This is a genomic window from Acinetobacter sp. NIOH-H-8 (assembly GCF_046635365.1).
Taxonomy (GTDB): domain Bacteria; phylum Pseudomonadota; class Gammaproteobacteria; order Pseudomonadales; family Moraxellaceae; genus Acinetobacter.
This window is the reverse complement of record NZ_JBHDVN010000071.1, coordinates 1-11,943: the sequence shown is the minus strand read 5'-3', so window position 1 is coordinate 11,943 and position 11,943 is coordinate 1. Positions and strand designations below refer to the sequence as shown.

At 44.2% G+C, this 11,943-nt stretch carries 8 protein-coding genes, 8 tRNA genes and 2 pseudogenes; 14 read left to right on the top strand and 4 right to left on the bottom strand.

Annotated features, from left to right (window positions below):
• Window positions 1-126: 126 nt before the first annotated feature.
• The 3 genes and pseudogenes from ACEWB7_RS16060 to ACEWB7_RS16050 all read left to right on the top strand — a co-directional run.
• Window positions 127-720, top strand: a pseudogene (locus tag ACEWB7_RS16060) (methyl-accepting chemotaxis protein); the annotation flags it as partial.
• Between the two features lie 168 nt (window positions 721-888).
• Window positions 889-5,406, top strand: a complete 4,518-nt coding sequence (locus ACEWB7_RS16055) for an Hpt domain-containing protein (RefSeq protein ID WP_411580963.1) — start codon at window positions 889-891, stop codon at window positions 5,404-5,406.
• Window positions 5,407-5,865, top strand: coding sequence for a hypothetical protein (locus tag ACEWB7_RS16050; RefSeq protein WP_125278260.1), 459 nt, complete (start codon window positions 5,407-5,409; stop codon window positions 5,863-5,865).
• Between the two features lie 58 nt (window positions 5,866-5,923).
• On the opposite strand, the gene dapE is transcribed toward ACEWB7_RS16050, so the two are convergent.
• From dapE to ACEWB7_RS16035, 3 genes are all read right to left on the bottom strand, one after another.
• Window positions 5,924-7,060 carry a succinyl-diaminopimelate desuccinylase gene (gene dapE / locus ACEWB7_RS16045; RefSeq protein WP_125278259.1) on the bottom strand — a complete coding sequence of 379 codons (1,137 nt, stop codon included), beginning with the start codon at window positions 7,058-7,060 and terminating at the stop codon, window positions 5,924-5,926.
• 123 nt (window positions 7,061-7,183) lie between these two features.
• Window positions 7,184-7,333: an entericidin A/B family lipoprotein gene (locus ACEWB7_RS16040; protein WP_004784975.1), complete on the bottom strand. Its 150-nt coding sequence runs from the start codon at window positions 7,331-7,333 to the stop codon at window positions 7,184-7,186.
• 115 nt (window positions 7,334-7,448) lie between these two features.
• Complete coding sequence (locus ACEWB7_RS16035; protein ID WP_411580962.1) at window positions 7,449-8,324, bottom strand: DUF1853 family protein; 876 nt, start codon at window positions 8,322-8,324, stop codon at window positions 7,449-7,451.
• Window positions 8,325-8,412: 88 nt separating this feature from the next.
• Between ACEWB7_RS16035 and ACEWB7_RS16030 the strand changes: the two genes are divergently transcribed.
• The 11 genes from ACEWB7_RS16030 to ACEWB7_RS15980 all read left to right on the top strand — a co-directional run bounded on the left by ACEWB7_RS16030 (window position 8,413) and on the right by ACEWB7_RS15980 (window position 11,271).
• On the top strand, window positions 8,413-8,850 hold the full coding sequence (locus ACEWB7_RS16030) for a YbaN family protein (RefSeq protein WP_005236989.1): 438 nt from the start codon (window positions 8,413-8,415) through the stop codon (window positions 8,848-8,850).
• Window positions 8,847-9,338, top strand: a complete 492-nt coding sequence (elsL, locus tag ACEWB7_RS16025; RefSeq protein WP_411580961.1) for a cell wall-recycling L,D-carboxypeptidase ElsL — start codon at window positions 8,847-8,849, stop codon at window positions 9,336-9,338. Before ACEWB7_RS16030 ends, elsL begins: the two co-directional genes overlap by 4 nt.
• Window positions 9,339-9,860: 522 nt before the next feature.
• A tRNA-Val gene (locus tag ACEWB7_RS16020) sits at window positions 9,861-9,936 on the top strand.
• Between the two features lie 30 nt (window positions 9,937-9,966).
• A tRNA-Asp gene (locus ACEWB7_RS16015) sits at window positions 9,967-10,043 on the top strand.
• Window positions 10,044-10,092: 49 nt separating this feature from the next.
• A tRNA-Asp gene (locus tag ACEWB7_RS16010) sits at window positions 10,093-10,169 on the top strand.
• Window positions 10,170-10,190: 21 nt separating this feature from the next.
• Window positions 10,191-10,266 (top strand) — tRNA-Val (locus tag ACEWB7_RS16005).
• 13 nt (window positions 10,267-10,279) lie between these two features.
• A tRNA-Asp gene (locus ACEWB7_RS16000) sits at window positions 10,280-10,356 on the top strand.
• 30 nt (window positions 10,357-10,386) lie between these two features.
• Window positions 10,387-10,462: transfer RNA gene (locus tag ACEWB7_RS15995), tRNA-Val, on the top strand.
• 23 nt (window positions 10,463-10,485) lie between these two features.
• Window positions 10,486-10,562: transfer RNA gene (locus ACEWB7_RS15990), tRNA-Asp, on the top strand.
• Between the two features lie 101 nt (window positions 10,563-10,663).
• Window positions 10,664-10,739 (top strand) — tRNA-Val (locus tag ACEWB7_RS15985).
• 70 nt (window positions 10,740-10,809) lie between these two features.
• Window positions 10,810-11,271 (top strand): DUF2750 domain-containing protein, encoded by a 462-nt coding sequence (locus ACEWB7_RS15980; RefSeq protein ID WP_005236987.1) that lies wholly within the window; start codon window positions 10,810-10,812, stop codon window positions 11,269-11,271.
• Between the two features lie 17 nt (window positions 11,272-11,288).
• Here ACEWB7_RS15980 and ACEWB7_RS15975 read toward each other — a convergent pair.
• Window positions 11,289-11,828, bottom strand: a pseudogene (locus ACEWB7_RS15975) (YdcF family protein); the annotation flags it as partial.
• Window positions 11,829-11,943 lie beyond the last annotated feature (115 nt).

Genomic DNA, 11,943 nt, shown 5'->3' with positions numbered 1-11,943 from the left:
GTTAAAATGCTGTGCTGCTTTTCGCACAGACATTTTATCTCTAGTCATAATTTCTATGACTTTGTCTTTAAAATCTTTTGAATATCCCATGTTTCTATTGTTCTATATTTTTAAGTATTTGGCTATATGGATACGATTCGTGAACAGATCCAGGAAACATCTAAACGTATTAAACGTCTAGGTGAATCTTCACAAGAAATTGGTAACATCGTAGCCCTGATTAACGATATTGCCGACCAAACCAACATCCTGGCATTGAACGCAGCGATTCAGGCGTCGATGGCGGGTGAAGCTGGTCGTGGTTTCGCCGTGGTAGCGGATGAGGTCCAGCGTCTTGCGGAACGTTCTGCATCTGCAACTAAACAGATTGAAGGCTTGGTAAAAACCATTCAAACGGATACCAACGAAGCCGTAATTTCAATGGAACAAACCACAGCCGAAGTTGTACGTGGTGCGAACCTGTCTAAAGACGCTGGTGTGGCACTGGATGAGATTCAAACGGTATCGAATAACCTGGCAAAACTGATTGCGAACATTTCCGATGCTGCGAAACTTCAGTCTGCATCTGCGGGTCATATTGCGACCACGATGAATGTCGTACAGGAAATTACTTCACAAACTACGAGTGCAACCTTCGATACAGCACGTTCGGTATCTGAATTGGCGAACATGGCCGATGCATTACGTGAATCTGTATCTGACTTTAAACTACCAGAATAAAGTCAGAAAGTATGAGGGGAGTGTGCCTTAACCTAGGTTGAGGCACATTCAGAAATACAGATAAAGCCTCGACAAGATGGACTTGACTACATAAGGTTAGGTCTCGCGTGACGGTCACAATTAAGTTTGAGCGCCCTTCTTGGCGGCACAACGTAAGAAGCATTAGCTATGAAAGAAATATTAAAAAATTTAGTTGAAACGACAACGCTTCCTGAAGACAGTTATCTTGATCAAGATGCAGAAATTCTTGAAATTTTTGTCGAGGAAATCGAAGAGATTTTCGTTGAGTTAAATGCTTTATTTCCAGAATGGTTGAGTGATCCGGCTCATCAGGAAAACCTGAAAACCATTCGCCGCCATTTTCATACCCTGAAAGGTTCAGGCCGTATGGTGGGGGCTAAATCTGCGGGTGAAATTGCTTGGGCAGTGGAAGATACCTTAAACCGGGTACTTTCAGGTTCAATCCAGTTAACGTCTGCGATTCAACAATATGCCAAAGCTGTACTGAATATTTACCAGTTTACTTTATATCCAAAATTCAAACAGGTGCAGGAACTCGATGTTGACCTGCGTCCAGTCGTGCTTTTAGGTCAGCAATTACAACAACAAATGACACCTGAACCGGCTTTAGAAGAACTCTTGCAACTGGCAGACAGTCTGACTGCCGAAGGCCAGATCACAGGTCTTGAGCTAGGTGATTCGGCTGAAGATCAAGATATAATTGCAGCAATAGAAATAAGCACAACAGAATTTGAGCTTGAAAAAGCCGAAACTGAAGATGCTGTACGCAGTGATGTAGAAGAAACCGTAGCAATCTTTATCGAGGAAGCCGAAGAGCATCTCGAAACAATTGCCAAGTTCTTGCGCAGCGAAAATGAAAAAGTGCAGGATTATAATGCATTGATTCGTGCTATTCATACTTTGCGCGGCAGTTCGTCCATGGCACAGATCGAAGAAATCTTCGAGGCCAGCTCTAAAGTAGAACATCTGTTTAAAACACTGCTTCAGGATGAAATTGCCTCCACTTCAAAAGAAACTGCTGTATTAATTCAGTATGCTGAATTTGTCAGCGACTATCTGCATTTATTACGTCAGGGTGATAGCAGCAAACTGGCAGCAGTGTATGCGACTTTTGAGCGTGTCTGGAATGATTATGGCTTCGCAGCCACTGAAACGGAAACAGTTGAAACCCAAGGTCTGGTGACCAAGCTGGTTGAACTGGAGATTGACCTGTTACTGGATGCCGAGTTTGAATTCGATAAACGCGCTAAAGTCGATTATCCAGAATATATTCAGGCTTTAAGCGAGCAGGCTGCCGAGCTGCTTGCACATACAGATAACCGTGCCGCACTGGGTATTCATGAGTTTACGACAGATTTAAAATCTGCCTATGATGCCTTACTAGAAAAACCGGTACTGCTGAACAGCGATTATGCCTATGAGCTGTTTGCCCAGGCACATCAGGAATTTATTCATTTATTCGATACATTAGCAGCAGGCCAGCGTGTCATTTTAAATGATGATACGCAAAAAACCTTAAGCGAACTGGCTGCATTCGTACAGCAGGATCTGGAAATCTTTGCCGAAGACAATGTCCCTGCTGAACAAGTATCAGAAGAAATTTCTATTCCTGAAGCTGCAACCACAGCCAGCATTGACTTTGCTGCTTTAAGCCAGCGTATTGCCTCTGACCGCCAGTACATCGACAGCGCAGAAACTCAGCGTGATTTCGATGAGGATCTACTGAATATCTTCCTGGAAGAAGCGGATGAATTACTGGTAGGTATTGATGAAGATCTGAATACCTGGAGTAAAAAGCAGGATGATACGACTTCACTGAATAACCTGATGCGTCACTTGCACACCTTAAAAGGTGGTGCAAACATGATTACCGCTTCTCATATCGGTTCGATTTCGCACGAACTAGAAAGTATTTATGAGCGAATCATCCGTCAGCAGATCGCTGTTACTCCAGCGCTGATTCAAATCATTCGTCTGGTGCAAGATAACGTTTCTGACCGTATCCAGTCGATCCGTGATGAAGGTATCGATTATCCGGCTGTTGAAGCAATTTCGATTCTGCAAAATATTCAGGCATTGGTGGCTGGTCAAGCTGTTGCAGCTCCGGTAGAAACATCGATTCCTGTTGTCGAGTTTGAATATGCAGAAGCTAGTGCTGATTCCGAACAAACAGCGGATGAAGCATCGGAAGAGATTGCATTAGAAGATACAAGTTCAGATCTAGAACCAGCTCTAAACTTAGAAGATGAACAAGTTGAGCTGACTGAAACAGAAACTTTGACTGAGCCAGTTGAAATTGTAGCAGAAGAGCGCTCTGAAGAAGATGAACTGAAGTCAATTGTTGAAGAAACATTCCTGGAAGAATCAGAAGAGATTCTCGACAATACAGAAAAACTGCTGAACCAATGGTTTGATCAGCGTAGTGACCGTAGCTTATTGCTTCAATTACAACGTGCTGCCCACAGTATCAAGGGTGGTGCGCGCATGGTTGAAAACAAACAGGTGGCCAGCATTGCGTATGAACTGGAAACCACATTCGAACAATTTGCGGTATATCACTTTAACTCGAATGCTTATGATGGCTTGCTGCAAAAAACACTGGCCTGGTTAAGACAAGCGATCTTCCAGCGTGACTATATCAATTTTGAACAGATCCAAAGCAGTCTGAAAAAGATTGCTTATGTGGATGTTACTGCGCAGCTGCCGGAACGTCTGGCTAAAACAGAAACGCTGGTCACTGAAAATAGCTTCGAGTTTGTCGAAGGTGATGGTACTGAGCCACCACGTATGATGGGTGAGTGGGTCGATACCGGTAATACCGATACCAGCCACGAGATGATCCGTATCTCTGCTGATCTGGTTGAGAAGATGATTGACCTGTCAGGTGAGAATGCGATTAACCGTTCGCGTATCGAGATGGACTTAGGCCAACTTGGCAATACCCTGAACGAGATGGAACTGGCAATCAAGCGTCTGGCGGATCAGTTGCGCCGAATGGAAGGCGAGCTGGAATCTCAAATTATTGCCAAACACGGTTCAGACAACTCGCGTTATGCAGACTTTGACCCGCTGGAAATGGACCAATATTCGTCACTGAACCAGTTGTCCAAGTCGCTTGCGGAATCTGCTTCGGACTTGGTTGACTTCAAGAGCACTCTATCTGACAAGATTCGTGAAACTGAAGGTTTGTTATTACAACAATCACGGATTCAGGCCGAGATTCAGGAAAGCCTGATGCGTACCCGTCTGGTACCGTTTGATCGGATGTTGCCACGTTTACAACGTATCGTACGTCAGACGTCTACGACCTTGAACCGTCCGGCCGAACTGATTGTTCAGAATAGTGAAGGTGAATTAGACCGTAATATTCTGGAGCGTCTGGTAACGCCATTCGAACATATGCTGCGTAATGCGATTGACCATGGTCTGGAAGATACAGCAGACCGTATTGCCTTGAACAAACCAGAAGTCGGTTCAATCCTGTTGAATATCAGCCGTCAGGGTACAGATGTCATCGTCTCATTTAGTGATGATGGTAAAGGTATTGATGCTGAGAAGATTCGTGAGAAAGCACTTAGTCAAGGCCTGATCAAAGAAGATCAGACACTGGATTCGGAAGAGCTATTGCAATTCATTTTTCACCCGGGCTTTAGTACCGCTAAATCTGTAACCCAGATTTCTGGTCGTGGTGTGGGTCTGGATGTAGTACAAAGCGAGATCAAGTCGCTGGGCGGTCACGTATCTGTCAGCTCTGAAGTCGGCAAAGGTACAACCTTCACCATTCGCGTACCGACGACTGTAGCGGTCAGCGATGCCTTGATGGTAAAAGTGGGCGATCAGCAATACGCCGTTTCTCTGGCGCAAATCGACCGTATTGTACGTATTGCACCATCTACTCTGGAAACTTACTTCAACAGTAAAGACGATTTCTTCAAGATTGATGGCGTTAATTACAAATTGCGTTACCTGTCTGAGTTCGTATCGAATCAGCCAATTCCACGTCTGAATAATGTGGCGCATTCACTGCCAGTATTACTGATTAAAGGCAACAGTGGTCAAACCATTGCCTTGTTAGTCGATCAACTTGTCGGTTCACGTGCACAGATCGTGGTGAAACCAATTGGCCACCAGTTCGCCAATATTGGTGTAGTGACCGGTGCGACGATTCTTGGTGATGGTCAGGTCTGTCTGATTCTAGATGGTCAGAATATTGCCCGTCAGATCCATGGTACGCAGCGTGTCAAACACATGCAGGATCAACGTGATGGTTCACGTTCTGGCAATGCTCGCCGTCTGGTAATGATCGTGGATGACTCGGTGACTGTTCGTAAGGTGACCTCGCGTCTGCTTGAGCGTCAGGGCTATGATATAGTCACCGCCAAAGATGGTGTGGATGCGATTGAGCAGCTTGAAAATGTCCGTCCGGATCTGATGTTGCTGGATATTGAAATGCCACGTATGGATGGTTTCGAGGTCACGAACCTGGTCCGTCACCACGATATTCACCGCGATCTGCCAATCATCATGATTACTTCACGTACTGGTGAAAAACACCGTGAACGTGCTTTCAGTCTGGGCGTAACCCACTACATGGGTAAACCGTTCCAGGAAGCTGAATTACTGGCGAATATTCAACAGTTAATTGCTGAAAAACAGGGGTCATAAATGAGTCAGAATACGACTAATGCCAAAATGGCTGATCAGATTAGCCAGCAGGAACTTCAGCATTTAATTACGGTATCTACCGGATTTATTGATGCTTATATCATTGACTGTTACGGCAAAGATCCAATGCTGTTACCACAAAATATTGTCCTGTCTGCGCTGGATAGTGATACCCAGGTTAAAGTGGTTGAATGGCATGATGCGCAATTACCGGTTTATGCAGTTAATGATCCAACACGTAAAAGTGGTGTGGCGCTGGTGATTGAAGGAGATGAGGTGCATCAGCGTTTTGCCCTGATGTGCAATGAAATGCCGAAAACCATTCGTCTGCGTATTTCTGAAGTGGTTGATGCCGATCAGCAAGTGACTGACCCAGCAGTATTCCAGTATGTGCGTATGGGGGATCAGTTATTTCACATCCCGCAAATGGGCCATATCCAGTCTTCAATCGGTCTATAATTCTTTTGAATGTATAAAAAAAGGAACTCATAAGAGTTCCTTTTTTTACATCTGGTGATTAATTGGCTAACAGGTTCACCAGAATCTGCTCATAAATTTCAGCCAGTGGTTCAAGATCTGCAATATCGACATGCTCATTAATCTGATGGATCGTGGCATTCAGTACACCGAGTTCCAGCACCTGTGCACCGGTAGGCGCAATAAAGCGACCATCTGAGGTGCCGCCTGAAGTTGATAATTCAGTTTCAGTACCAGTCACCGTTAAAATGGCATCTTTAGCGGCATTCACCAGCTCACCTACTGGTGTCAGGAATGGCAGTCCAGATAAAGTCCATGAAATCTCATAATCCACACCATGACGGTCCAGAATTTCCAGCATACGTGCTTTTAGTTCTTCAGCAGTCACTTCAGTTGAATAACGCCAGTTGCACAGCAGATTCATGGTGCCCGGAACAACGTTGGTTGCACCAGTACCGGCATTGATATTTGAAATCTGGAAAGACGTCGCAGGGAAGTATTCATTGCCATTATCCCAGACTGTTTCGCACAGTTCGGCAATGGCTTTAGACGCTGTATGGATTGGATTCACTGCTAAGTGGGGATAAGCCACATGACCTTGTTTGCCTTTGACAGTCAGGTTGGCATTCAACGAACCGCGACGACCATTTTTGACAATATCCCCCAGTTTGTTGGTACTTGATGGTTCACCTACCAGACACCAAGTAATTTTCTCATTACGGGCTTCCAGAGTTTCAATCACTTTTACTGTACCATTGATTGATGGACCTTCTTCATCTGAAGTGATCAGATAGGCAATTGAGCCTTTATGATTCGGATATTTTTCGACAAAACGTTCAGTGGCTACAACCATCGCAGCCAAAGCCGTTTTCATGTCGGCGCTACCACGGCCATAAAGCTTGCCATCACGAATTTCTGGCGCAAATGGGTCAGAGTTCCAAGCATCCAGGTTGCCGGTCGGTACAACATCGGTATGGCCAGCAAAACAGAAAACCGGGCCTTCAGTACCTTTACGCGCCCAAATATTATCAACATCTTCAAAACGCATTGATTCAATATCGAAACCCACCTTTTTCAAACGTTCTGCCATGATGTTCTGGCAGTCATGATCAATAGGGGTCACAGAAGGCTGACGTAATAATTGCAGGCTTAAATCAAGAGTCGCGGAAGATGTCATATAGTGAATTCATAAGTCGATAAATTTGTCGACTCTATGATAGGCGAATATGGCCTGTAATGTGAATGTTCCACATAAAAAAACCCTATCTGAGATAGGGTTTGTGGAGAAGCTAGAAAGAGTTTAGTTTTGACGGATTTCTTCAGAAGTTTTTTCTGCAGTGCCTGTTACAGCTTCGCCTGCTTTAGAAACGTCTTTACCCACACCTTTGACAGTGTTACAGCCAGTTAAAACAAAAGCCATTACCAATGAAGCAGCAAGAATTTTTTTCATCATCATCTCCGTATTATCGATAATAAAATTATTATGATGTGGAACTAAGATTAGAAAATATACGACATAAAAAATATGTGGTTTTCATAGTGCTTCGGTTAATAAATGTAATGTTTTAAAAGGGTTTATGCGCAGGAAAGGGTAGTAGAAGCGGGCTGCGATACATATAAAAATCCTCTTGATCAGCTTTTTTATAAAGTCCATTTGTCCACCAATAGGGACTTGAACTACTGATCTGAGCATTAGGATAAATCCACTCATGACGCTGCAAACGATAGAAATTAGCCGCTGGGTCGGGAATCTGCTGGCCCCATAAGCCTATGCGACGTTGGGTATTGACCCAGTCAGGTAATGTCTGATCTGCACGATGCACTGGAAGATAAAGCTGGCCTTTTAACATGCAGAAACGCTGCTCAATCTGCTGATCCAGAGCCTCATCAAACTGAAACTGTTTCTGGGTAAAATGCTTCATTTTACGGATTAAAGTATCGGTACGGTTTAGGCCATACCAGTTTGGCAGGCTAAAATCGGCTTCTGCGAGGTAGTATTTCAGCGCCACTTCCCAGTGTTCAGTCTGGCCTGTCTTTGTATTGAGTAACAGAAAATCCAGTTCACCTAGCGTTTTAGCACCGTCAATTTTCTGAATGCTATGGCCTAAAAGTTTATAAGGGTGATAAGCATCATCTAGCAGCCAGAACCAGACCAGCATTTCAAAACGTAGACCCAACCGGGTGCTTTTAAGCTGCTGCACGAATTGCTCCAGCTCTTCTGGATGCTGGTCTAAATATTTCAGACGTGGATGATAATTTTGCAGGTGATGTTGCCAAGTCTCAGAATCATGTAATTCGAAAGCATGGACGACTTCAAGTTCGGCTGGAATTTGAGACAGAAGGTTGGGGCTGCCAACAGCAAAGGCCAGTTGCCGCACCAAAGGATGCTGATAATATTGCCATGCTTCTACAAGATGATGATTTAGACTGGAAAAGGGCATAGCACATCCTGTGAAAAGTGCACAAATACAACGGACAGATTTTAAAAACACTTTATACTACCCCTAATTTTGTGGGTAGGACCGATTTATGAAAATATTGTTTTGGCGAAGCCTGGTGGTACTGTTTGTCGTACTGGGCTTTATCGGTGCAATCTTGCCCGGCATGCCAACTACAGTATTTTTAATTCTGGCAGCTTGGGCGGCATCCAAAGGCTGGCCACAGATGGATGCATGGCTGCTAAATCATCCAAAATATGGTCCCACTTTAAGAGCCTGGCGTGCCAACGGCACTGTGCCGCGCAAGGCCAAATGGCTGGCCAGTATCATGATGTTCATCAGTGGTATTATCATGTTGTTTACGACAGCACCGTTGGCAGTCAAAATCTTTACGGATGTGACCATGCTGATTGTGGCGATCTGGTTATGGCGTCGGCCTGAACCGGTTCAAGACATAATCCATCCAGAACACATGGCCACAAAGAAAGTAGAACTAGAAATCATCAAGACAGAGAAAGAGAAGTCATGAGCCATTTGCAGCTGGATCAGGCAGAAATCCTGATTGATCTCGCCCAACAAAAACTATATTTGCCAAAATATGATAAGCGGTACCTGATTTCTACGGGTAAGAATGGTATTGGTGAAGCAGAAAATAGTGGCAAGACACCTCGTGGCTGGCATAGAGTCGCTGAAAAGTTTGGCCAGCAAGCACCATTAAACAGTGTGTTTATTGCCCGTCAAGCAACTGGTGAAATTTATAATGCAGAACTGGCACAGCAGTTCCCGCAGCGAGACTGGATTCTTAGCCGGATCTTATGGCTAAGTGGGCTTGAAGAAGGCTTTAACCAGGGCGAAGGTTGTGATACTTACCAACGTTATATCTATATTCATGGTACGCCTGATTCTGAGCCGATGGGTATTCCAATGTCCCATGGTTGTATCCGCATGCGGAATACGGATGTGGCCGAGCTGTTTGAACTGGTGAGCGAAGATGCGCTGGTCTATATTTCAGAATAGCCTCTGAATCTGACTGTTTAAATGACCTAAGAAGATTTATGGTTGATTTAAAATTAATTGAAATATCTTCTATTTAAATAAGGGAAAGTAGATGAGGTCATCGATCATCTATGTACTCTACTTTTATAGACAAATAGACTTAGAAACATGATTTATAGCCCGCCAATAAAAGTCATCGATTTGTTTTTAGAGGGCTGCAAGCTCTTAAAATAAAGATTACAGGATCACAACGTTGCGATGAGTTAGGCTTTGTATAATCTTTCAGCAATACTGAAGTCTGTTACATGTTCTGATCTCAATTTTCCTAAGTAAAACCGTAAAAATCCAGCTTTTAGTTTTAGAGAGTATTCTTAAAAAATCGGTAGAGACTTAAAAAATAAACAAAAAGTGTTGTTTTTTTTAACAATCAACCTATTTTTTAATCACTCACACCGAAAAAGCAGAAAACAGTCAGAAAAGCGTTTGACAGTCTGTGAAGATTCTCTATAATGCACCTCATCAAGCGATGAAGTCGATTTGAAAGGGCGCTTAGCTCAGTTGGTAGAGCGTCTGCCTTACAAGCAGAATGTCGGCGGTTCGATCCCGTCAGCGCCCACCAAGCTTCTTTCAAAGTTGAGACACTTATAATGCAGCGGTAGTTCAGTTGGTTAGAATACCGGCCTGTCACGCCGGGGGTCGCGGGTTCGAGTCCCGTCCGCTGCGCCACTTTAAGTTCTTGATGAATCGTTTGCCACAATAGCGACATTGTGTAAGTGCAGCGGTAGTTCAGTTGGTTAGAATACCGGCCTGTCACGCCGGGGGTCGCGGGTTCGAGTCCCGTCCGCTGCGCCATTTACATGATAGACCTTTTGAGGGCGCTTAGCTCAGTTGGTAGAGCGTCTGCCTTACAAGCAGAATGTCGGCGGTTCGATCCCGTCAGCGCCCACCAGATTTTTTGTGATGCAGCGGTAGTTCAGTTGGTTAGAATACCGGCCTGTCACGCCGGGGGTCGCGGGTTCGAGTCCCGTCCGCTGCGCCATCCTAAGAATCAAACAGTTTGACCCTTTAAGGGCGCTTAGCTCAGTTGGTAGAGCGTCTGCCTTACAAGCAGAATGTCGGCGGTTCGATCCCGTCAGCGCCCACCATATCTTCTAAAGATATACGCGATGCAGCGGTAGTTCAGTTGGTTAGAATACCGGCCTGTCACGCCGGGGGTCGCGGGTTCGAGTCCCGTCCGCTGCGCCATTTTTCATTCCCTGATGTGGAAAATGCGAATCAAAATTCAAGACTACGCGCTTCGCTTGTCTTGCATCATAAAAAATAACGATGTTATTTTTTACTCTTCAGGGCGCTTAGCTCAGTTGGTAGAGCGTCTGCCTTACAAGCAGAATGTCGGCGGTTCGATCCCGTCAGCGCCCACCATATCTTTCTTGCCTAAATCCTGAATATTTCATAGAATTCGAAGTCTATAATAATTTGAAGATTTCAGACTATGAGAAATCCATATCAGCGCAAGGCAGCGATCAAATCGCAAAATACCGCCTACGATCCGCTACAAGTTTATAAAAATTTTATTGAAGCTATTGTTACCCAAGGTGGCATTTTTGCACTTTACCAAGAGGGTTGGGCTTTGTGTGCCACGCCGACAGGACAGCGTGCTTTCGCGACCTGGCAAAGCAAAGGTCTGGCCAGACTACTCATTAAAGATAACTGGGCCAATTACCAGATTCAGGAAATTACCCTCAAAGATTTTGTTGAAAAGGTCATTCCTTTCTTACGTCAGGAAAGTACTATCGTGTCACTGGATTTAACACCAGAAGGACAGAATATTCTGGTTGCGCCTGAAAAACTTTTGCTGGATCTTAAAAATTACCTGTATCAGGTCTATGTACAGAAACCTGAACTATTCAAAAATCCAGCGATCCCTTCGCCAAGGCATATCCGTTTAAATTAACTTAGTGTTTAAGTCACTTATTTAAATAGTGAATATTCATTGAGCAGCCAACCACTCAAAAAGGCAAAATATTCTCTTAACCAGGAGTTATAGCGCAGATAAAGAGGAGTGTTGGCACTCAAACTAATCACTCGCTGATAACCTTGATGTCTGGCAATGGCACGAGCACGGGGGCTATGAAAATCACTGGTTGCAATCGCAATCGGATCATTTTGACTTATATTGTATTGTTCCAATACCACTTGAGAATACATCATGTTTTGAGCAGTACTTCTGCTTCGATCTTCAAGTTGAATGGGGTTGATGAGTTCTGGATAGGTGGTGTTGATATAGTGCTGCATGACTTCAGCTTCACTTTGCCTTTCCCGATAATTACGTCCACCTGTCATAATTATTAAAGCATCTGGGTAGTGTGCTGCATATTTTGCTACAGTATCCAGACGGCTTTTTAAGCTGGGTGACGGCTGTCCATTTGAAATCCCGCTACCTAAAACCAGAATAGCGGTAGGAGGCTGTGTAGAAATATTTGAATGAATGGACATCTGGATATAGTCAAACTACTTTATTATTCATACAGGATTCGAAAAAAACTTGAAATAACTCATCGACTGAGTCGATCAACCATTCTTTACGCTTACGTTTAACCCATGCCCACATCTGTTCTATAGGATT

What these genes read in the sequence shown, in the direction of transcription:
- ACEWB7_RS16055 (WP_411580963.1), top strand. Translation starts at nt 889, where the DNA reads ATGAAAGAAATATTAAAAAATTTAGTTGAAACGACAACGCTTCCTGAA.
- ACEWB7_RS16050 (WP_125278260.1), top strand. Translation starts at nt 5,407, where the DNA reads ATGAGTCAGAATACGACTAATGCCAAAATGGCTGATCAGATTAGCCAG.
- dapE (WP_125278259.1), bottom strand. Translation starts at nt 7,060, where the DNA reads ATGACATCTTCCGCGACTCTTGATTTAAGCCTGCAATTATTACGTCAG.
- ACEWB7_RS16040 (WP_004784975.1), bottom strand. Translation starts at nt 7,333, where the DNA reads ATGAAAAAAATTCTTGCTGCTTCATTGGTAATGGCTTTTGTTTTAACT.
- ACEWB7_RS16035 (WP_411580962.1), bottom strand. Translation starts at nt 8,324, where the DNA reads ATGCCCTTTTCCAGTCTAAATCATCATCTTGTAGAAGCATGGCAATAT.
- ACEWB7_RS16030 (WP_005236989.1), top strand. Translation starts at nt 8,413, where the DNA reads ATGAAAATATTGTTTTGGCGAAGCCTGGTGGTACTGTTTGTCGTACTG.
- elsL (WP_411580961.1), top strand. Translation starts at nt 8,847, where the DNA reads ATGAGCCATTTGCAGCTGGATCAGGCAGAAATCCTGATTGATCTCGCC.
- ACEWB7_RS15980 (WP_005236987.1), top strand. Translation starts at nt 10,810, where the DNA reads ATGAGAAATCCATATCAGCGCAAGGCAGCGATCAAATCGCAAAATACC.